Genomic DNA, 20,626 nt, shown 5'->3' with positions numbered 1-20,626 from the left:
GGGAAAGTGACGGGAGAATCCATGAGCTAGATCAAATAATGCTTTGATCTGTGAAATGGGTCTTACTTGAAGATCATATATGATTAGTGCGATCCATACAACAATTTTCTAAAAATGTTGTATCTATGTCGTGTAGTTGGTTTTGTATAGCTGGCGAAGAATAAGGGCATGCCCCGGCGTGAAAATCGCCAAGCGCATGCCCTTGTGGCAGTAACTAGTTTGTTGACTGCTTGTTTACTCTTTTCCGAACGCGAAATGCCCGGTCATTTGTTTTTGCTCATGTTCAGGACCTAAGGGGATGCCTTTGCGTTCACGCAGCAGGAATATGCAGATGAAGCCGACGATGCAGGCACTGACCAGGTAGCCGGAGATAGCAAACGTTGTGCCAGTTGCTTCTAGCAACGCTGCCGCGATCATTGGTGCAAATGCTCCACCAAGCACGGAACCAATCGCATAGGTGATGGATACGCCGGAAGCTCGAATCGATGCTGGGAAAAGTTCTGCGTACAGTGCGGACTGTGGGCCATAAGTTAGGCCTAGGCCTACAGTTAAACCGATGAGTGCCAGGTATAGCATGCCCAACGACCCTGTGTTGACTAGTGGGAACAATGCAGCGGCGCCGATGCCCTGGAGAATAAATCCGATCAGGTAGGTCATTCGTCGACCGATATGATCCGAGACCCAGCCGGCGAATAGCGTCGACAGCATCCAGGTCACAGCAGACAAGGTTACGGCGTTCAGAACGTCGCCGCGCTCAAGACCAATTGGTCCGTCAGGGTTGGTGGTGTAGTTCTGGATGTACCCACCAGTTGTCATATAGCCGACGGTTCCGTTGCCGGCAAAGACTAGTGCAGCAGTTAAGACGAGAGGGAGATAGCGTTTGAACAAGATGCCGATAGGGTTGGAAGCTTCTGTGTCCTTGCGCTCTGAAATTTCTTGAAAAACGGGGGATTCGTCAACACCCATACGGATGACATAACCGACGATTACGAGGACGATGCTAAATAGGAATGGAATGCGCCAGCCCCATTCAAGGAAAGCGTCGCCTGGTGCAATGGTGTTCATGATAGACAGCACGCCGGAGGACATTAGTAGGCCAATAGGCACGCCGACTTGTGGGCCAGCGCCATACAGGCCGCGTTTGTTGTTTGGGGCGTGTTCCACGGCTAGTAACACTGCCGAGCCCCATTCGCCACCAGCAGAAATTCCTTGAATAATGCGCAGGGTGATTAGCAGAATTGGTGCCCAAATTCCCCAAGTATCGTAGGTCGGTAGCAGGCCGATCAGTGTGGTGGCACCACCCATGGCGAATAGCGTCACCATCAAAACGGTTCGCCGGCCGATTTTATCGCCGAAGTGTCCGGCTAGAAATGCCCCGAGTGGGCGAAATAGAAATGAGAGACCGACCGACGCGAAAGAGATGATCGTCGCCAAGCCGCCTTCCAAAGGGCCGAACATGAGCTGGTTAAATACCAGGCCAGCGACGGCAGCGTAGAGGAAATAGTCGTACCATTCAATTGCGGTACCGATGGTGGTCGCCGCAACGACACGGCGGCGTTCTTTCACCGTGATCGTTGCGGGGGTGGGCGTTACCGACATAAACGTCCTTTCGAGGTTTGTGGGACAGGCGAGATGCAGAATCTTTGTAGATCCTGCCTCGTTGCCTGCAGTGGCACCAATGCGTTGATGTGTGATGAATTATAAGCGATGAGAATCTGTGAATTGAACCACTTGCAGTGATGTTAGAGATGATATACGATTCGGGCAAGTGCTTGTCCGAAAGCTCTTCGAAAATGCTCTTCACAGAAAAGGATTCTTCATGGCTATTCCAGACATCCTTCCGGAGAAACCGGGCAAAGTCATTGCTGTTCACGTTGCCTTTGAATCCCGCGCGGATCAGCGCGGTCGCCGCCCAAAGCAGCCCAGCTATTTCCTGAAAGCCACGAGTACTCTTGCGGCTTCGGGTTCGGAGGTGGAACGTCCTGCGGGGACTGAACTGTTGGCTTTTGAAGGCGAAATTGCGCTGATTATCGGAAAGCCCGCCCGCAATGTTTCTCTTGCCGACGCTTGGGATTACGTCGGCTTTGTCACCGCATCGAATGACCTTGGGTTGTATGACTACAAATCGCAGGATAAAGGGTCTAATACTCGTTCCAAATCGCGGGATGGATACACTCCGATTGGTCCGGAGCTTCTGGATGCTTCCGCTATTGATCCAGCCGCGTTGCGCTTGCGCACCTGGGTGAATGGTGAAGTAGTGCAGGAAGACGGCACGACAGACAAAGATCTGATTTTCCCACTCGCCCAGTTTGTCGCTGATCTTTCGCAGCACATGACGCTTGAACCAGGCGATATCATCCTGACGGGTACCCCGCGTGGGTCGAGTGTGATTGTGCCTGGCGACGTTGTGGAAGTAGAAGTTGACGTTCCGGGTGCCGACAGTCCTATGAGCAGCGGCCGTTTGCGCACGACAGTTGTTGCTGGTCCTGGCTCATTTGATCCAGAGCTCGGAAGTTTGCCACAGATAGATGACAAACTCCGGGAAGATGCATTCGGCGACCGTGAATCAGCAGGGTTACCACCTGCCGGCCAAGAAGAAAGCGACAACGCAGCAGAATCCGAGCAGGCGCTGCCCGCAGATCTCGTCGACAAGCTCAAGAAAGCCCCTACCGCAGGATTGTCTGCACAATTACGCAAACATGGCATCAACCAGTCCGTGATTGAGGGGGTATACCCACAGACAAAAGGCACCAAGCTGGTTGGCCGTGCGCGCACACTGCGCTTCGTGGCAGGTCGCGAAGACTTGTTTAAAAAACACGGCGGAGGCCTGAACGAACAAAAGAAGGTTTTCGATACGGTACGCGAAGGCGAAGTCATCGTCATTGAAGGCCGTCAAGAACCAGGTTCGGGCACGCTCGGCGATATTCTGGCGCTGCGAGCACAATCCCGCGGTGCTGCAGGCGTGGTCACTGACGGCGGAGTGCGCGACTATGAAGCAGTACGTGAAATCGGGCTGCCCGTCTTTACGCAAGGTGCACACCCGTGTGTCCTGGGGCGCAAACACGTGCCTTGGGACAGTGATATCGCCATTTCTTGCGGTAACGCCACTGTTGTTCCTGGCGACGTGATCGTTGGTGATGATGATGGTGTCATCGTTATTCCTCGGGAATTAGCCGAAGAAATCGCCGACGGTGCGCTGGCCAAAGAGCACGAAGATGAATGGGTTGCTGGCCAGGTCGCTAAAGGCGCCAGTCTCGATGGTTTGTTCCCGCCGACTGGGGAAAACAAGAAGGCTTACCAGCGATTCCGTGATAGTGAGGGGGTATGACAACTTCTCTCAGGGACTCGGCGATCCAGTCCAAATCGCAGCACGCTTATGCATGGATCAGTGAAAAGATCCGCACGCGAGAATTTGAACCAGGCCACCGTTTAGTCTTGTCTGCTCTTGCCGACGAGCTCCAGGTCAGCGTCGTACCTGTCCGAGAGGCAATTCGTCAGCTGGAAGCAGAAGGTATGGTCACCTATGAGCGCAATGTGGGCGCAAAAGTGACGCTGCATAACCGCAACGCCTATTTCGAAACCATGGAAATCGTCGCCACGTTGGAAGCCGCGGCCACCGCACTGTCGGCGCCTCATCTTGGTGCTGAAGACTTAGCTGCAGCCCGCGAACTGAATCGCCAGATGCAGCAGCTCGACATTGCCACAGAACCGGAAGAATTTACGCGGCTTAACCAACAATTTCATGAGGTTTTATTCGAGAAATGCCCGAATAGTCGCCTCATGAAGCTACTGCGTGAACAGTGGGAACAATTGAATTATCACCGAGTGTCCACGTTTCGCTATGTTCCGCAGCGCGCACGGGAATCCGTCGCTGAACATGCACAACTGGTCGATCTGATCGAAGCTGGTGCAGATGCGGATTATCTCAGTCGTAAAGCCCTGGAACATCGCATGGCGACAGCACGCAGTTACCGCGAAACTACAGAACCACACAGTTGCTAATAGCTACCAGTAAAAGGAGCCAACAATGAACGCAATTAATAATGATGCAGCTAAACCTAGCGATCTTCCAGAAAAGATCCTGCATTACATCAATGGTGAATTCGTAGAGTCCATTGATGGTGAAGAATTCGATGTGCTGGACCCTGTGACGAACAAGACCTATATCGCCGCGGCATCAGGAAAGCCGCAGGATGTAGAAAAAGCAGTTGCTGCCGCTAAGGAAGCTTTCGACAATGGAACTTGGGCCAATGCACTTCCGCGAGAGCGGGCTCGTGTGCTGAACCAAATCGCCGATGTCGTCGAAACGCGTGCGGAAAAATTAGCAGCGTGGGAATCCTTCGACTCCGGCTTGCCTATCACCCAAGCTACCGGCCAAGCTAAGCGTGCCGCGGAAAACTTTCGCTTTTTCGCGGATCTCATCGTCGCGCAGGCAGATGATGCGTATAAGGTTCCGGGACGTCAGATTAACTACGTTAACCGCAAACCCATCGGTGTTGCTGGTTTGATTACCCCGTGGAACACTCCGTTCATGCTGGAATCCTGGAAACTAGCTCCAGCTATTGCGACGGGCAACTCCGTGGTGTTGAAACCTGCAGAATTCACCCCACTTTCAGCACAGTTGTGGGCTGGAATCTTTGAGGAAGCAGGCTTGCCGAAGGGCGTATTCAACCTGGTCAACGGTTACGGTGAAGAAGGTTATGCCGGTGATCCACTGGTTAAGCACCCAGATGTGCCACTGATTTCTTTTACCGGTGAATCCCGCACCGGCCAGGCAATTTTCGCCAATGCCGCACCGCGCCTGAAAGGCTTGTCGATGGAACTGGGCGGTAAGTCTCCAGCCATCGTTTTCAACGATGCGGATATGGAAACCGCGATTGATGCCTGCATCTTTGGTGTCTTCTCGTTGAACGGTGAGCGCTGCACCGCTGGCTCCCGCATCCTTGTGCAGCGTGATATTTACGATGAGTTCGTTGAACGCTATGCCGCGCAGGCCAAGCGCGTCAAGGTTGGCCTGCCCTCTGATCCCAAGACAGAAGTCGGTGCGCTGGTACATCCAGAGCACTACGAAAAGGTCACCTCGTACATCGAAATCGGCAAGAAAGAAGCCACCCTGGCCGCTGGCGGTGAACGTCCGGAAGAATTCCCGGAAGGCAATTTCGTGCAGCCAACCGTATTCATTGATGTGAAGCCAGAGGCGAAGATTTTCCAAGAAGAAATTTTCGGCCCAGTGGTAGCAATTACTCCGTTTGATTCGGAAGAAGAAGCTCTGGAATTGGCGAATAACACCAAGTACGGTTTGGCAGCTTACGTCTGGACTTCCGACCTGAAGCGCGCCCACAACTTCGCACAAAACGTGGAAGCTGGCATGGTCTGGCTGAATTCGAACAACGTCCGTGACCTGCGCACCCCATTCGGTGGTGTGAAGGCTTCTGGCTTGGGCCACGAAGGTGGTTATCGCTCGATTGACTTCTACACCGACCAGCAAGCAGTCCACATCAACCTGGACAAAGTCCACAACCCTGTTTTCGGAAAGCAAGACTAATCACATTTAGTTGCGCTACCCACCCCTCATGTCGCTTTGGTGCCAGGTCAGCTCTGATCTGGCGCTAGCCCTCTGCTTTAAGGAGTCATCATGACTGATACCCAATCTCCAGAAGTTCAAGCACCAGATATCCTGCGTTGTGCCTACATGGAAATCGTCGTCACGGATTTGGAAGCATCCCGTAAGTTCTACGTCGACACGCTCGGCCTCGTCGTGACCGACGAGGATGATGATGCGATCTACCTGCGCACTTATGAGGAATTCATTCACCACAACTTGGTGCTGCGGAAAGGTGAGCAGGCTGCGGTGGCGGCGTTTGCCTACCGTGTGCGCAGCCCGGAAGATCTTGACCTGGCGGAGGAATTCTATAAAGCACGTGGCTGTGAGGTGCGACGAAACAAAGATGGATTCGTCAAAGGCATTGGTGATTCCGTGCGCGTGCAGGATCCGCTGGGCTTTCCCTATGAATTCTTCTACGAAGTAGAACACCGCGAGCGTCTTGCCTGGAGCTACGATGCACACATCCCAGGTGCAATCGTGCGCCTGGATCACTTCAACCAGATCACTCCGGATGTACCGAGCGCAGTGGGCTACATGGAAGACCTCGGGTTCCGCATCACCGAAGACATCCGGGATTCCGAAGGCACGGTCTACGCAGCCTGGATGCGCCGGAAACCCACCGTGCACGATACCGCTATGACCGGTGGCGATGGCCCGCGTATGCATCACATCGCATTTGCGACACACGAAAAGCACAACATCATCGCTATCTGCGACAAACTGGGTGCATTGCGTGAATCGGACCGCATTGAACGAGGCCCAGGCCGACACGGCGTTTCCAACGCGTACTACCTGTACCTGCGCGACCCAGATGGACACCGCGTCGAGATCTACACCCAGGATTACTACACCGGAGACCCAGACAACCCAGCCGTGACCTGGGACGTCCACGATAATCAACGCCGCGATTGGTGGGGTACGCCAGTCGTTCCGTCCTGGTATAGCGAGGGATCACTCGTCCTGGATTTGGATGGCAACCCGGTTCCGCTGACCTCGCGTACGGATGCCTCTGAGATGGAACAAACCATAGGTGCCGACGGTTTCTCGTACACCCGCCCGGACGACGATAAAGACAAGCTTCCAGATTGGAAGAAGGGCGAATACAAGCTGGGAAATCAGTTGTAAACCTAGGCTGGGATCCAGGGTAGGAACCAGGCTAAAAGGAGGAACGTCATGTTGAGCAAACAGCAGCAGATAGCCATTGCCGACGAACTTGCGCAGGCGGAAAAAGACCACAAACCAGTGGAGCTTTTGACCAAGCGCTTTCCAGAGATGACCGTGGAGGATTCCTACGCGGTGCAGGCAGAATGGGTTCGTCGCGGAATCGCCGACGGCCGTAAGCTCGTCGGCAGGAAAATCGGGCTGACCTCGAAGGTGATGCAAGAGGCAACCGGCATCACCGAGCCAGACTACGGGGCGATTTTCGCAGACCAGATTTTTGAAAACGGTTCCGTGATCGACCATGACCGTTTCTCCAGCGTGCGAATCGAGGTCGAGCTGGCATTTGTTCTGAAAGACGATCTACATGGCCCGTCGGCAAGCATTTTTGATGTTTTGCGCGCTACCGAATACGTCGTTCCTGCTCTGGAAATCTTGGATTCCCGGATCGAAATGCAGGGCCGCACTATCGTCGACACGATCTCGGATAATGCTGCCCTGGGTGCGATGATTTATGGGGGAAACCCCGTGGCACCGGATGCTGTGGACCTGCGGTGGGTGTCCGCGTTGTTGTACCGCAACGAAGCGATTGAAGATACTGGGGTTGCGGCGGCAGTGCTGAATCATCCGGCCATGGGTGTGGCGTGGCTGGCTAATAAGCTGCATGCGCACGATGAGCACCTGCGCGCCGGGGATATTATTTTGGCAGGATCATTCACCAAACCAATGTGGGTGCATCCAGGAGATACCGTCCACGCCGATTATGGAAAGCTAGGAACCATCACATGCCGATTCCAGTAAAACTGCCCCGCACGTTTGCCCATCAGCTGCAACAAGAATCCGGCCCGCAGGTCGGTGCGTGGATTTCTTCGGGCTCGCCGGTCGCGGCAGAAATCGTTGCTTCCGCAGGCTTCGATTGGCTGCTTGTCGACGGCGAGCACTCGCCGTATAGCTTGGAAACCGTCACTGATCTGCTGCGTGCCACTGATGCGTACGGTGCGACCCGCGTGGTGCGCGTGCCGGTGGGCGATACCGCTTTGATTAAACAGTATCTGGATCTCGGTGCGCAGAATCTCATGGTGCCGATGGTGGATACCGCTGAGCAAGCCCGCGATGCGGTGGCCGCTATGCATTATCCGCCGCGGGGGGTGCGCGGGGTCGGTGCTGCGTTGGCACGTTCGTCGCGGTGGAATGCTGTGGAAGATTACCTGCAAAATGCATCTGACCTGGTGAGCCTGACTATCCAGCTGGAATCGGCGACTGCCGTGGACAACGCGGCAGAGATCGCCGCCGTTGATGGCGTGGATCAGTTGTTCATTGGGCCTTCTGATTTGGCTGCCTCGATGGGCGTGCTAGGCCAGCAGACGCACCCAGATGTGCTGGATGCCGTCTCCCACGCGATGAAGGCATGCCAGGATGCGGGCAAACCAGTTGGCGTGAATGCTTTTAATTTGGAGCAGGCGCAAGCTTATTTGGACGCCGGCGCGTCATTTGTCCTGGTTGGCGCCGATGTGCAGTTGCTTGCAGGTGCGGCTCGGGGCTTAGCGGATAAGTTCGCACAGTAGGGAGCGTGAGGGCGCAGCGTTGCTAGCGTTGTTCGCGTTTAGGCGCTGTTAGCGCTGCTGCCGCGCATCATACTTCCCGAGCCTTGCTTCCAGCTGCTTGTGATGCACCGGCGCTAGGCAACCGATCTTGACGACGTGCCGGGCTAAGTCCATATCGCCCATTTTCGCGCAGAAGGCCATACCCATGGTCACGTCGTGGTCTGGCTTGCCGACGAGCTCCATGCCGTCACCTGCGGTGATGGTTCCTGGTGTGATGATGCGCAGGTACGCACCGCAGTCGCCGTGGTTGGTGAAGGATTTCAGAAAACCTTTTTCGTTGATCCAGCCGGCGAACGTGGCGCAGGGGCTGCGTGGAATAGAGACTTCTAAGAGTGCGTCGCCGATGGAGATTTGTTGGTTAATCAGAAGGTTTGCCAGGCTGATTCCGCTGGTGGTGAGGTTTTCGCCGAAGAATCCATTGCGAAAGTCACGGTGTAGTTCGGTTTCCCAGTAGTCGAGTTCTTCGCGGGCGAAGGCGTAGATGGCCTTGTCGGCGCCTCCGTGGTGTTTGTGGTCGCCGATGGAATCACCGATGATCCCGGACCCGTCGCCATAGTGTGGGCCGGGAGTGGATAATTCAATGGCTGGTTGCGGCTGTTTGTCGATGCCGGTGTATGTGTGCCTTCTACTCGGATCAGCCCGGCGGACGGCGACGTTGGTGGAGATGACCTTCATGGTTTCATTCTGGCAGAGTCTGATGGCCTGAATGCGTGGTGTTCTGAATCGAGAAGTACTGGCACGATTGTGCTTGGCAACATGTGCAATCAGGGTCATCAGAGCTGCCGTTGATGACCCTATGTGCGGGGCTAAGCCATACTCAGGATGTGATTATTGATGTGGTGAGTTTCGCTGAACGGTTTAAGTATACGTATTTGGCGAATTTGCCCGCTGGAAGAATGCTACGAAGCGGGAGATGGATTTTTTGGCTGTGATGGCGGAGCACGAAACTCCTTATGTTAAACGAGCGGCGATCGCTGACTCAATGGGCGTGAACACGACGAATAATGATTGAAATAACACCTCAAAGTTTAAAACGGTGGTGGATCGTCAGACTTCTGCCGGGCGGCTGCCACCCAGGGGTCGCCTGCAACCTTGGGTTGAGTGATTGTGCACTCGTCTGTGCGATCCCGGGATTCAGCCACTGGGTCGAGGTTCCGTATCGCAGTGATTGCTTGTTGGATTTTGTTGATGTGTTTCCGGCAGGCGGCAATTTTGATCGTGCGGAAACTGTCGTGATTCAGCATGCTTTGTAGTTTTAAAATGTCGCTGTACCAGAGCTGTTGCTCTTCCGTCATTGTTTCCGATGTTCTGGATGATCTCGAAGTTCTAGATGTTTTCGGGGTCTGCGACGAGTCCGACATGCCCGGTGTATCTGTTTGGTTGTTCTCTGCGGCCAGGCGCTGCATTTTTTGTGCTTCTTCGCGCTGTGCTTTGCGGTAGCACGACATTTTCTGTGCCACGGTTTGTACCCACCGGCGGTTTGGCTTAGCTAGTGGGCCTTCTGCTTCGGTGGATTGCCAGGTGCCGTCGGCGAATAGCCACACGATGGTTGCGGTGGCTGGTTCGAAGATGGGGCGGGTGCGTTTGTCGGTTTTGATGTTGTGGTGGTGCTGGCACAGTGAAATGAGGTTGGCTGGGGTTGTGGGCCCGCCGTCGTTGTATTCGATGACGTGGTCCATTTGGCATATGGTTGCGGGTTCCTCGCAGCCTGGGTAGCGGCAGTGTCCATCGCGGCCGGTTACGGCAGCGCGCATGGTTGGTGTGGTGGCATAGCCTGTGACCTCGTGGTTCGCGGGTGCATCCATGTCGTGGTGCTTGCTCGCCTTAGCGGCTAGGTTGTCGGCAGCGGTGCCAAACAGGGTGGCCACGCCAGCACCGGTATCCGTGGAGACGAACAGTGGGGCGTCGGCAACGTCGTTGGCACGGTAGCAATTTAGGGTCACGGAGGTGTGTGCTTTGCCCAAGAGCAGATCGATGGTGGCGTCGCGAAGCGAAAGTCCGGCTTGTTTCGCATGCTCACGGATGTGCGCATCGATTGTGACTGCAGTGGCGGCGTCAGTATCGAAGCGAATTTCATGCGTATCGGTATCGTTGCGCTCAAAATCGGGAATATCGTTAACATCGTAGGTTTTCCTGGGTGATTCCTTCTTCTTGTCTTTGCGCACCGAGGAATCAAGGGCATCAATTTCGCGAATGATCCGGTTTCTTATGACTCTTCTCGACGCCATCTGCTGGTTAGGTTTGGTAGGAGTGAGGAGCTCTACGAGCAGCTCATCGATGGCGGCAAACAGGCTGGCATTGACGGCACCTGCTTTATTCAGAGCACGATCAATGGTGATCCAATGTTCGAGATCTAATTGCCACATCGAGGTTGCTAGCTCGCGCAGCTGTGGAAGGTCTGACATGCGGTAAAACGCGCTGGCGATGTTACCGGCCTTGTGGCTGCCAACACCGCTGGCTGCAGTGATATACCGCAACATGAGGTCGTAATCATCGCTGGCAAGATCAGTGATTCGTTTCCACGCAAAATAAGCGTGACGACGCAGCTCCAGCATCGTCATGGCGTCTTTATCGTGTGGATTGCAGTGGGTGAAATATACCTCTGGGAACTCAGAAGAATGCTGGACGCCTTGCTGGCTTTTGCGGCGATGGTTGTTCTTTGCCATGACGTCCCTCCCCGAACGTGATTGCTAACTAGAATGATTTTAGTCTAGCGATGAAAAGACTAAAAAGCAATGGTGTTCGAATGAAGGTATGCCCCAAGAATTTGGGACACAGTGCTATGGAACTCTGGGAACCTTGGTTGTGGTGTGTGAATGTGCATGTAAAACTGCTGATAATGGCAGGGTTTTGGGGTTGTTTCTCGAGAATGCACGAGATCATGGCTGTTTTGTTGAACTAGAAGGAATGTTCGTATTTGTCGCATCGGTCTGCTAGTGTGCTGAATATGAAAGGTTATTTATGTTCGAATCGTTGCGGGCCGGTTTTTGGCAGGCGTTTGGCTAAAAATCCGTCGGCGTGAGGAGGGATAAAACACATATGGGGCGCACCACAAATGCCCTGATTTTGAAAACCAAACCGACTGAGTGCGAGACAATGGAAGTGCGGGCATAACTGTAAACAACTAAACAGAGTTACAAGCAGTCAAAAGCTACAGGCAGCCACAGACAACTACAAGCAGCTACAAGAAAATGAAAGGGAGCATGGGCATGGTTATTGTTCACATTGCTATCGTGCTCGGCGCCATCTTCCTCGGCGCACGAATTGGTTCCATCGGCATCGGTATGGCCGGCGGTTTAGGCGTCGTTCTGCTGGGCCTTTCTGGAATTCCCGTAACCCGGGAAGATATTCCTTTCGACGTCATCGCCATCATCATGACGGTCATCGCGGCGATCGCAGCGATGCAACGCGCTGGCGGCATGGACTACCTCGTGCACATTGCCGAGCGTTTCCTGCGCAAACACCCCAAGCGCATTACCTTCTACGCACCCATCGTTACCTGGCTGATGACGGTCCTCGCAGGTACTGGGCACACGGCTTTTTCGACGCTTCCGGTCATCGTGGAAGTTGCAAAAGAAGGCAAAGTGCGCCCATCACGCCCCCTGTCGGTAGCCGTTGTTGCCTCGCAAATGGCTATCTGTGCCTCACCGATCTCCGCCGCCGTCGTGTTGTTGGCTGGCCTGCTGGAACCTATGGGCGTTGGCTACCTGCAGGTGCTCGCGGTTGTTGTCCCGGCGACCTTCGTTTCAATCTTCCCGGCCGCCTGGTTAGCCAATAAATTCGGCAAAGAACTTGTCGACGACCCCGTCTACCTGGAGCGCAAAGCACAAGGCTTGGTGGCAGAACCACTCGGGGCAAAAAACTACCAGCCGCAAGCTGGTGCCAAAGCCTCTGTTTTGATTTTCCTCGCCGCTATCGTCATCGTCATGGCCTGGGCAACCATCACCTCCGATCAGGTCGGCCTCATCGCCGAGCCAACCTTGCCGCGAAATGAAGCCATCATGACGGTCATGCTGACGGCGGCGACGATCATCGTCATGCTCACCAAAGTCCCCGCTGGCGACGTTCTCAATACCCCGGTTTTCAAATCAGGCATGTCTGCCTGCGTGTGCGTATTGGGTGTGGCTTGGCTCGGAACTACGCTGATCAACCACTACCTCGATGACATTCAAAACCTCGCCGGTGGTGTTCTGGAATCTTCGCCATGGTTGCTTGCGGTGGTCCTCTTCTTCGGCGCGGCACTGTTGTACTCGCAAGCAGCGACGACCAAAGCGCTCATGCCAGCGGCCCTCGCCCTGGGCGTCAACCCGGTCACGGCCGTCGCAGCCTTCCCGGCAGTATCCGCACTCTTTATCTTGCCGACGTACCCAACGCTGCTGGCGGCCGTCGAAATGGACGACACCGGCACCACGCGCATTGGCAAAGCAGTGTTCAACCACCCATTCCTGATCCCGGGCGTGGTCAGCATCGCCAGCTCTGTGCTGCTGGGCTACCTCTTTGGTTCTGTGATTCTCTAATACTCGGTGACCGCTGCTAGCTCATCATGCCTAGCAGCATGAGCCAGGCGGTGCCGACAACGCCAAAGATGACGATGTTGATCACCGAAGCGATAAATGAGACACGGAACCACTCGGCGGTTTTCACGAAGCCGGAACCGTAAATCAGACCAGCTGGGCCGGAAGCATAGTGTGTCAACGCGCCAATCAAGTTGCTGGCAAAACCCAGCATGAGCGCAGCAAACAGTGGCGGTGCACCCGCAGCAACAGCCGCACCCAAAAATACGGAATACAGTGCAATGATCTGGGCGGTATTCGAAGCAAACAGGTAATGCACGTAAAAATACACCAGCGCCAAGATCGCAAAGGCCACAATCCAGTGCATTCCGCCGATCACACCAGCGACATCTGCACCAATCCAGTCGACGACCCCCAACTCGTTGAGCTGGCTAGCCATGCCCACCAGCACGGAGAAGAAAATTAACGTCGACCAGGCGCCATTATTCGCAGCCATCGTCTTCCAGGTCAACACCTTCGTCACCAACAAAATAGCGATACCCAAAAACGCCGCCGAGGTAGCTGAAACACCTAACTGTGAACCAAACATCCACAGCCCCAGCAACAGCGCGAACGTCGCCAGCATGATCCACTCGGCGGTGGTCATCGGTCCCAGGTCGCGCAGTTCAGCACGGGCGTGGCCCGGCGCATTCGGGGTCTTCTTCAACGTCGGCGGGTACACCTTCGACATGGCCCACGGCATCACGGCCAAAGCCACCAGGCCCGGAACCACACCAGCCAATGCCCATGTGCCCCAGCTGATGTCAACGCCCTGGTCAGCAGCCAAATTCACCGCCACCGGGTTACCCGCCATAGCGGTAATAAACATTGCGGAAGTGATCGTGTTGACCTGCAGCGCAGTCAACGACAGATAGGAACCCAGTCGCTTGCGGGATTCATCAGTATCCGGGCGGGAATCATTTACGTGCGCCAGCGATTTAATGATCGGGTAGACAACACCACCGGCACGCGCGGTATTCGACGGCGTCGCCGGAGCCAACACCAAATCCGTCAAGGCCATGCCATAAGACAGCCCGAGCGAACTCCGCCCCAACGCCGACACAAACAACAACGCGATGCGCCGACCAAAACCGGTGATCAAGAAACCATCAGCAATGAAAAACGCGGCGACGATCAGCCAAATCGTGGAGTTGCCGAAGCCTTGCAGCGCCTCTTCCTTGGCATCCATCGTGCCGGTAATCATGGCCACAGCCAGGCCAATCAACGCAACAGAAGCCGTCGGCAAGGGTTGTAAAATCAAGCCCAAAATCGTGCCGACAAAAATCCCCGCCATATGCATGCCGCGCGGGTCGACGCCCTCGGGTGCGGGCAGGAAATAGATGATGGCGGTTACGGCGACGATGATCGCGACGTGGATGGCGGTTTTCGCGGACCGTTTGGATGCTTGTTCCTGGTCAGAACGCTGTGCGCTTGCCGACATTTCAGCCCTCCGGGTGTCGCGGGTTTAGCAGATCCGAGCCCTCCGGTGCATGTGCGGGATCGGCGCCGGCCTCCAGCTGCCTATTCTGCTCGTCGACGAAGATCACGTGAGAACGGTAGTCGCGTAGTTCCTCGTCGCTGTACTGCGCATACGCGATGATGATCACCAGATCACCTGGGTTGATCAGCCGCGCGGCCGCACCGTTGATGCCGATGACGCCGGTGCCCCGGTCGCCGGTGATCGCGTAGGTGGTCAGGCGGTTGCCGTTGTTGATGTCGACGATGTCGATCTGCTCGCCTTCGAGAATATCCGCGGCCTCCATCAGCGCGGCGTCGATGGTGCAGGAACCGACATAATGAAGGTCAGCCTGGGTGACCGTGGCTCGGTGGATCTTGGATTTCAGCATGGTACGCAACACGGCACATACCTTAGTCGTCGTGGTGGTGTGGTGATAAATGGTCGGATAAAGGCGTGATAAACGGCGTGCTAATGGGGTGATGAATGGTCGGGTAGAAAAGCGATAAATAGACTAGTAGGAATAAAACCCGCAGCTCACGCTACGCTTCCCTGCGCGCACCCGGACCCGGAAGAGCCACCGCAAACTCGGGTTCGGCAAAACCGGCCTCGGCAAAAGCCCGCGCGATGGCCTCCGCGGCCAGCTCCACGTTCTCAGAAGGCAACAAAGCAATCGACGAACCACCAAAGCCGCCGCCGGTCATGCGCGCCCCCAGCGCACCATGTTGCATCGCGACGTCTACCGAAACATCCAACTGCGCCACGCTGACCTCATAGTCATCGCGCAGCGACGCGTGACTGGCCTGCATAGATTCGCCGAAGCCTGCCAGATCACCAGCCCGTAGTTGCTCGATTGCAGTGGCAGTACGGGCAATCTCACTGACGATATGCCGCACCCGCTTGCCGACGACCTCCTGCCAGGCAGCAGCATCGACATCTTCGGGGGTGTTGGCCTCCGCCCAGCGCGCAGATGCGGCCTCGGCATTGTCGGCATACCGCAGGCTCGGCACCTGCAAGTCAGCGGTGACGCCATCGACGACGGCACGACGTGAGGCGTACTGGCCGTCGGCAAGTGAATGCGGTGCGTTTGTATTAGTGATCAGCACGGCCAAGCCACGGTCGGCGATCTGGAACGGCACCTGGTGGGTGGAATCGGTGGCGAAATCAATCGCAAGCGCGTGGCCTGGCTCGGCGAATAACGCAATGCGCTGATCCAAACCACCAGTGGAAGCACCGACGACCTCGTTTTCCGCGCGGATGGCAGCGTGCATCAAGGCGGTGCGATCAGTGCTGGTTTTGCTTAGGCCCGCCGCCGGATCCGCAGCCAGGTCTGCTGCCAGATCCGCCGCCGCCAACGCTACCGAACACTCCAGCGCTGCGGAACTCGACAATCCGGCGCCTACCGGCACGTCCGAGACAATCGCGATATCCAGGCCCGGAACCTCGAGGCCCGCGGCCCAGACCGTGCCGACGACATAACCCGCCCAATTATCCGGATAACCGGGGCAAACCTGGTCTATGGCAATTTCTTCGTGCATGGTTTCTGCCTGCGTGTTTTCCGCACCAAACTGTGAGACCACGCGGTAGACGCCGTCGTGGTTCAGCGCTGCCGCCACATAAGTGCGCTGCGACAAGGCGAACGGCAAGCAGATACCGCCGGCGTAGTCGACGTGCTCACCGATCAGGTTCACCCGCCCCGGAGCCGACCACACACCAGCGGGCTCTGTAAAGTGCTCGCGAAACAGCGCGGTGACATCGGCGATTGCCTGCTCGTTGCTGCGGGTGGAAAACCAATTAACCATCGTGTTGGGTCACCTCTTTTTCTGTGAGCTGGTTTTCTGTGCCTTCTTTTTCTGCAACTTCTCGGAATCGTGCGGCGATGCGCTCCGGGGTGGTATCGGAAATCCAGGCACCCTGGCCGGACTCACTACCAGCCAAGAACTTCATACGGCCCGGCGAACGCATCAGCGAAAACAGCTGCAGGTGCAACCGACCATCCTCCGGTGCATTGACTGGGGCCTGGTTCCACGACGCAATATACGGGGTGCGTTCGACGCCGTCGAAAAAGCGGTCCATGCGCCCGAGAATATCCAGGTACATCTGGGTCAGCTCGTGTTTTTCGGCATCGTGCAGTTCCGCAAAATTCGGCACCGCGCGGTGCGGGACCAGCATGATCTCGACGGGCCACTTTGCCGCGGCGGGCACGAAAGCGGTGAAATACTCGCCCTGGACGACGACGCGCTGGCCGTCGGCATGCTCGCATTCCAGGATGTGATCGAACAGATCTGGGCCGGTTTCAGCGCCACCAGCGCCAGCGCCAGACCCGCGTTGTGCTTCCCGAAATTTCTGCGTGCGGGCAGCGATCTGCGCGGCGCGCTCCGGAACGAACGGATAAGCATAAATCTGGCCGTGCGGGTGCTGCAGGGTGACACCGATTTCCTCGCCCCGGTTTTCAAACGGGTAGACGTACTCGATACCAGGCAGCGCGGAAAGTTCTTTGGTTCGGTGCGCCCAGGCCTCGACGATGGTGCGGGCCCGGGTATACGGCAGGTCCCGGAAAGAAACCTGCGAATCCGGGGTAAAACACACCACTTCGCAGCGCCCATGGCCTGGTTTGCTGGGCACGAAAGCAGGCTTGGCCGTGCCTGTTGCAGGGCTAGAGCCAGCATCTAAACCAGCACCCAAGCCAGCCTGCGATTCCGCCTGTGCCAGCGACGGGAATCGGTTTTGAAAAACCACGACGTCGTAGTCGTCGGCAGGAATCTCGGTGGGCAGCTGACCAGGGCGCGTCGGTGCCAGCGGGTTTTCATTCGCCGGCGGCAAAAAAGTGCGGTTCATCCGGTGCGCGGCATAGGTATACCAGGCACCGGTCAGTGGATCCTGGCGCAGCTCCGAAGCGCTGGTGGCGGTGGGCAACTCGCGTTCGTCGACAAGCTTGCGGGTGCGCTCGCCGGAGACGAACTCTGGCGTGTCATCGAAGTAGAGCAGCTCGCGGCCGTCGGCAAGCTGGGTGCGGGTAATGCGCATCGGATGCTGCATGGAAAACTCCAGACTTAACGGGTGGTGGAATCGCCGGATTGTGGCTCAGCTGCAGCGCTAGCCTCAGCGTTGTTGCTAGCCTCAGCGCCAGCCTCAGTCTCGTCGATTTTGATCGGGTTGGCCTTCGTCCACCAGAAGAACACACCGGCGGCGACCAGCATCGCCACGCCGGTCCACAGGTTATATGAGGAATCCTTCGCTGCACCCGTCGCGGCATCCACGCCCGGGTCCAGGAAGAAGAAGCTCAGCAGCAAGATCAGGCCGTACAGGCCCAGCAGTGCGCCGATGACGTTACGGATGTCGAATGCGCCGGCGGTGTGGGAGCGCTGCGATCCTTGTGTACTCATGATTATGCGTGCTCCTTGCTAGATGAAGATGATGTTGAGGATAACGACCAACACCAGGCACAGCACACCCAACGGGACAGTGCGGCGGTACCACGGTAGGCCATCTTCGGTGGAATCTGTGAGGTTTTCCTTCGGGGTGACGGACTTGACGAAGCCCACCAGCTCCTCGTCCGGCTTTGGCTTGGTGACCAGGGACACGACGATGGAAACCAGGATGTCCACGACGAAGGCCAGCGATGCTGCGACAAACGCGGTGCCTTGGCCCGGCAGGTTGAACAGGCCAGCTTCGACAGCAGAGAAGGTAGCAATCGCCCAATAAACAATCGCAGAACCAGTACCGGCAACCAGACCAGCCCAACCAGCGGTCGGGGTCATGCGCTTCCAGAACATACCCAAAATGAAGGTGGCGAACAGCGGCGCGTTGAAGAAGCCGAACAAGGTTTGCAGGTAGTCCATGACGTTGCCGAAGTTCGACGCCAGCAGCGCGGTGAACACGGCGATGACGGTGGCGCCGATCGTCGCCAAGCGGCCGACGCGGGTGTAGTAGTCGTCTTCCCGGTCTTTGACCATGTAGGTTTGCCACAGGTCATAGGAGAACACGGTGTTGAATGCGGAAATATTCGCGGCCATACCAGCCATGAATGCAGCCAGCAGACCAGCCAAAGCGATACCCAGCAGGCCGTTTGGCAGAAGATCGCGCATCAGGTACAGCATGGCGTCGTTCGGTTCTGCAGAACCATCCATCAGTGGGGTGACGGTGGCGCCGGCGATCATGCCAGGGATGACGACGATGAACGGCACGAACATCTTCGGGAACGCACCAATGATCGGGGTTTTGCGTGCCGACGACAGCGAATCCGCTGCCATGGAGCGCTGCACCTCAACGAAGTTGGTGGTCCAGTAACCGAACGAAAGCACGAAGCCGAGGCCGAAGACCAGGCCAACCGCGGAAATGATTGGGTGGTCGAAACCAGAAATTTCCGTACCGGGCCAAGCGCTGAAGTGGCTTGGATCAGCTACTTTTTCCTTCAGGCCAGACCAGCCGCCGACGCTGTGCAGGCCAATCAAGGTTAGTGGTAGCAGGGCAGCGATGATGACGAAGAACTGCAGCACCTCGTTGTAGATGGCAGCCGACAGGCCGCCCAAGGTGATGTAGGAGAGCACGATGACGGCGGCGATCACCAGCGTGACCCACAGCGGCCAACCCAGCAGCGAGTTGACGACCTTAGCCAGCAGCAACAGGTTAATACCGGCGATCAGCAGCTGCGCCAAGGCAAATGACAAGGCGTTGACCAGGTGCGCACCATTACCGAAACGACGGCGCATGAACTCGGGAACCGAACGAACCTTGGAGCCGTAGTAGAACGGCATCATCACGATACCCAGGAATACCATTGCTGGGATTGCGCCGATCCAGAAGTAGTGCATCGTCTCGAAGCCGTACTGCACACCGTTTGCGGACATACCGACGATTTCGACAGCACCCAGGTTGGCGGAAATAAACGCTAGGCCCGTCACCCAGGCTGGTAGAGAGCGTCCGGACAAGAAGAAGTCGATGGAACTCGACACCTTTGACTTCGCTGCCCAGCCGATGCCCAGCACGAACAAGAAATAAATCGCCACCAGGGTGTAGTCCACCCAGGATGCATTCAAAAGCAGGGCGTCTTCCTGCATAACGGGAACCTCCCGGAAAATAGGCCTTCCCCAAAGCCGAGGAAGACCTGCATTGCTGGCCCGCTCGGTCCCTGTGCGAAGGAAAATGGATGTGCACCCAGCAGCGAAAACTACCCAAGTTAGGTAACCATCACATGAAAGATGCTTTGCGGCGCATTCATCATAACCCTAAAGGGTTGGTTTAGGGTGAGGTGGGGTCGAAATGGCTGAAATTCCGAAACGGAACCTCATGCTGCTTGCCGACGCCAACTGCAGCAAACTTTCGCCACTGCGCAGTGCATTTGGCGGGCACGTCATCGGCTCCACGGCGACAGCCCTGCCGATGCTCGGGGCAGATTCCGGTGAAGTGTAGACCTGACACCAACTGAAATGCTCATCCGCCCACAGTATGGCGCCGTGGCCGTCGGCATTGCGCAGTTCGACTTTGTGCGCAGCGTGGCCGTCGTCGTTCTGGGGTGCTTCCAGGCGAAAACAATGGTCCAATTCTATTCCCGCCATGTGTTGCTGCTTGTCGACGATTTCCGTGGCCGGGATTTCCGGCCCCGCCGGAAGCAAGCGGTCTGGGTCGAGCGGCAGATTCGTGGCTGCTGACATAGATAAGGTGCACTCATCCAGCGGTGCACCCAGCGCGCTGAGGTACGGGTGCCAGCCCAGGCCGAAGGGGCTGGACTCGGTGCCGGGGTGGGCAGATTCGGTGCCGGTATTGGTGACAGTGAGTTCTGCGGACAGGCCATCGCCGGCAAGCGCCCAGGTGATGGAATAGTGCAGCGGCCAGGCCCATTCGGTGCGCGCCGGGCCCTGCCACTGCAAAGTGACGCAACCGGGCGAGCGGTCGGTGATTTCCCACGCAGCTTCGGCGGCAAAGCCATGCAAAGCGTTGTTGCGGTCGGCCTCGTTGCAGGCTAGACGGTGGATGCTGCCGTGGTGGGAAAAGATGCCGTCGCCGGTACGGTTGGGCCACGGTGCGAGGAGTGCTCCGGCGGTCATCGGACGGGTGCGCGTATAGCCCGCTACCAGGGGTTTTCCGTCGTAAAGCAAGGTTGCCAGGCCAGCACCATGCGGGTCGATCGTGGCGGTGTAGGTGCCAGCGGAGATCTGTACTGCAGCGTGAGAGGTCATGCCCAGCAGTTTAAGTCGTGTGGTGGAAAGCCTCCGCGGTGGTGCGTCTCATGCCTATTTTGCTGGGAAGT

17 protein-coding genes are annotated in these 20,626 nt (G+C 56.6%); 7 read left to right on the top strand and 10 right to left on the bottom strand.

The features are described 5' to 3' along the window. Nucleotides 1-234: 234 nt before the first annotated feature. Nucleotides 235-1,599, bottom strand: a complete 1,365-nt coding sequence (locus O146_RS0109900) for an MFS transporter (protein ID WP_027018364.1) — start codon at nt 1,597-1,599, stop codon at nt 235-237. A gap of 220 nt (nt 1,600-1,819) precedes the next feature. Here O146_RS0109900 and O146_RS0109895 point away from each other — a divergent pair, with 220 nt between their 5' ends. From O146_RS0109895 to O146_RS0109870, 6 genes are all read left to right on the top strand, one after another. Continuing rightward, entirely contained in the window at nt 1,820-3,328 is a 1,509-nt protein-coding gene (locus tag O146_RS0109895) for a fumarylacetoacetate hydrolase family protein (protein WP_027018363.1), read from the top strand. Further along, complete coding sequence (locus O146_RS0109890) at nt 3,325-4,002, top strand: GntR family transcriptional regulator (protein WP_027018362.1); 678 nt, start codon at nt 3,325-3,327, stop codon at nt 4,000-4,002. Before O146_RS0109895 ends, O146_RS0109890 begins: the two co-directional genes overlap by 4 nt. 25 nt (nt 4,003-4,027) lie before the next feature. Continuing rightward, nucleotides 4,028-5,545, top strand: coding sequence for a 5-carboxymethyl-2-hydroxymuconate semialdehyde dehydrogenase (gene hpaE / locus O146_RS0109885; RefSeq protein WP_027018361.1), 1,518 nt, complete (start codon nt 4,028-4,030; stop codon nt 5,543-5,545). A 90-nt stretch (nt 5,546-5,635) separates the two neighbouring features. After that, nucleotides 5,636-6,730, top strand: a complete 1,095-nt coding sequence (gene hpaD / locus O146_RS0109880; RefSeq protein WP_027018360.1) for a 3,4-dihydroxyphenylacetate 2,3-dioxygenase — start codon at nt 5,636-5,638, stop codon at nt 6,728-6,730. A 48-nt stretch (nt 6,731-6,778) separates the two neighbouring features. Next, complete coding sequence (gene hpaH / locus O146_RS0109875) at nt 6,779-7,564, top strand: 2-oxo-hept-4-ene-1,7-dioate hydratase (RefSeq protein WP_027018359.1); 786 nt, start codon at nt 6,779-6,781, stop codon at nt 7,562-7,564. Beyond that, complete coding sequence (locus O146_RS0109870) at nt 7,549-8,328, top strand: HpcH/HpaI aldolase family protein (protein WP_027018358.1); 780 nt, start codon at nt 7,549-7,551, stop codon at nt 8,326-8,328. The genes hpaH and O146_RS0109870 overlap by 16 nt, the downstream gene beginning before the upstream one ends. 48 nt (nt 8,329-8,376) lie before the next feature. Here the strand turns inward: O146_RS0109870 and O146_RS0109865 are convergent, their stop codons facing one another. Further along, entirely contained in the window at nt 8,377-9,042 is a 666-nt protein-coding gene (locus O146_RS0109865; RefSeq protein ID WP_027018357.1) for an MOSC domain-containing protein, read from the bottom strand. Between the two features lie 353 nt (nt 9,043-9,395). Further along, a complete protein-coding gene (locus tag O146_RS11900; protein ID WP_051619396.1) occupies nt 9,396-11,033 on the bottom strand; it encodes an HNH endonuclease signature motif containing protein in 1,638 nt (545 codons plus the stop codon). A gap of 543 nt (nt 11,034-11,576) precedes the next feature. Here O146_RS11900 and O146_RS0109850 point away from each other — a divergent pair. Then, the gene (locus tag O146_RS0109850; RefSeq protein WP_027018356.1) at nt 11,577-12,884 is read left to right on the top strand and encodes an anaerobic C4-dicarboxylate transporter; all 1,308 of its coding nucleotides are present in this window, start codon (nt 11,577-11,579) and stop codon (nt 12,882-12,884) included. A gap of 16 nt (nt 12,885-12,900) precedes the next feature. Here O146_RS0109850 and O146_RS0109845 read toward each other — a convergent pair whose 3' ends face one another. The 7 genes from O146_RS0109845 to O146_RS11890 form a co-directional block, all read right to left on the bottom strand. Next, a complete protein-coding gene (locus tag O146_RS0109845) occupies nt 12,901-14,361 on the bottom strand; it encodes an anion permease (protein ID WP_027018355.1) in 1,461 nt (486 codons plus the stop codon). 1 nt (nt 14,362) lies between these two features. Then, nucleotides 14,363-14,779, bottom strand: coding sequence for an aspartate 1-decarboxylase (gene panD / locus O146_RS0109840; RefSeq protein WP_027018354.1), 417 nt, complete (start codon nt 14,777-14,779; stop codon nt 14,363-14,365). A gap of 139 nt (nt 14,780-14,918) precedes the next feature. Further along, entirely contained in the window at nt 14,919-16,178 is a 1,260-nt protein-coding gene (galK, locus tag O146_RS0109835) for a galactokinase (RefSeq protein WP_027018353.1), read from the bottom strand. Continuing rightward, on the bottom strand, nt 16,171-17,415 hold the full coding sequence (galT, locus tag O146_RS11895) for a galactose-1-phosphate uridylyltransferase (RefSeq protein ID WP_051619395.1): 1,245 nt from the start codon (nt 17,413-17,415) through the stop codon (nt 16,171-16,173). The genes galK and galT overlap by 8 nt, the downstream gene beginning before the upstream one ends. 14 nt (nt 17,416-17,429) lie before the next feature. Further along, nucleotides 17,430-17,762 (bottom strand): hypothetical protein, encoded by a 333-nt coding sequence (locus O146_RS0109825; protein WP_027018352.1) that lies wholly within the window; start codon nt 17,760-17,762, stop codon nt 17,430-17,432. A gap of 18 nt (nt 17,763-17,780) precedes the next feature. Beyond that, nucleotides 17,781-19,436 carry a sodium:solute symporter family protein gene (locus O146_RS0109820; RefSeq protein ID WP_027018351.1) on the bottom strand — a complete coding sequence of 552 codons (1,656 nt, stop codon included), beginning with the start codon at nt 19,434-19,436 and terminating at the stop codon, nt 17,781-17,783. 168 nt (nt 19,437-19,604) lie between these two features. After that, entirely contained in the window at nt 19,605-20,555 is a 951-nt protein-coding gene (locus O146_RS11890; protein ID WP_035000794.1) for an aldose epimerase family protein, read from the bottom strand. Nucleotides 20,556-20,626: the final 71 nt, after the last annotated feature.

Origin of the sequence: Corynebacterium pseudodiphtheriticum DSM 44287, assembly GCF_000688415.1 — a bacterium.
In the GTDB taxonomy this organism is placed as follows: domain Bacteria; phylum Actinomycetota; class Actinomycetes; order Mycobacteriales; family Mycobacteriaceae; genus Corynebacterium; species Corynebacterium pseudodiphtheriticum.
The sequence above is the reverse complement of the archived record's forward strand: the minus strand, read 5'-3'. Positions and strand labels throughout refer to the sequence as shown.

What these genes read in the sequence shown, in the direction of transcription:
- O146_RS0109850 (WP_027018356.1), top strand. Translation starts at nt 11,577, where the DNA reads ATGGTTATTGTTCACATTGCTATCGTGCTCGGCGCCATCTTCCTCGGC.
- O146_RS0109870 (WP_027018358.1), top strand. Translation starts at nt 7,549, where the DNA reads ATGCCGATTCCAGTAAAACTGCCCCGCACGTTTGCCCATCAGCTGCAA.
- O146_RS0109900 (WP_027018364.1), bottom strand. Translation starts at nt 1,599, where the DNA reads ATGTCGGTAACGCCCACCCCCGCAACGATCACGGTGAAAGAACGCCGC.
- galT (WP_051619395.1), bottom strand. Translation starts at nt 17,415, where the DNA reads ATGCAGCATCCGATGCGCATTACCCGCACCCAGCTTGCCGACGGCCGC.
- O146_RS0109865 (WP_027018357.1), bottom strand. Translation starts at nt 9,042, where the DNA reads ATGAAGGTCATCTCCACCAACGTCGCCGTCCGCCGGGCTGATCCGAGT.
- O146_RS11890 (WP_035000794.1), bottom strand. Translation starts at nt 20,555, where the DNA reads ATGACCTCTCACGCTGCAGTACAGATCTCCGCTGGCACCTACACCGCC.
- hpaH (WP_027018359.1), top strand. Translation starts at nt 6,779, where the DNA reads ATGTTGAGCAAACAGCAGCAGATAGCCATTGCCGACGAACTTGCGCAG.
- galK (WP_027018353.1), bottom strand. Translation starts at nt 16,178, where the DNA reads ATGGTTAATTGGTTTTCCACCCGCAGCAACGAGCAGGCAATCGCCGAT.
- O146_RS0109845 (WP_027018355.1), bottom strand. Translation starts at nt 14,361, where the DNA reads ATGTCGGCAAGCGCACAGCGTTCTGACCAGGAACAAGCATCCAAACGG.
- hpaE (WP_027018361.1), top strand. Translation starts at nt 4,028, where the DNA reads ATGAACGCAATTAATAATGATGCAGCTAAACCTAGCGATCTTCCAGAA.
- O146_RS11900 (WP_051619396.1), bottom strand. Translation starts at nt 11,033, where the DNA reads ATGGCAAAGAACAACCATCGCCGCAAAAGCCAGCAAGGCGTCCAGCAT.
- O146_RS0109820 (WP_027018351.1), bottom strand. Translation starts at nt 19,436, where the DNA reads ATGCAGGAAGACGCCCTGCTTTTGAATGCATCCTGGGTGGACTACACC.
- O146_RS0109890 (WP_027018362.1), top strand. Translation starts at nt 3,325, where the DNA reads ATGACAACTTCTCTCAGGGACTCGGCGATCCAGTCCAAATCGCAGCAC.
- O146_RS0109825 (WP_027018352.1), bottom strand. Translation starts at nt 17,762, where the DNA reads ATGAGTACACAAGGATCGCAGCGCTCCCACACCGCCGGCGCATTCGAC.
- hpaD (WP_027018360.1), top strand. Translation starts at nt 5,636, where the DNA reads ATGACTGATACCCAATCTCCAGAAGTTCAAGCACCAGATATCCTGCGT.
- O146_RS0109895 (WP_027018363.1), top strand. Translation starts at nt 1,820, where the DNA reads ATGGCTATTCCAGACATCCTTCCGGAGAAACCGGGCAAAGTCATTGCT.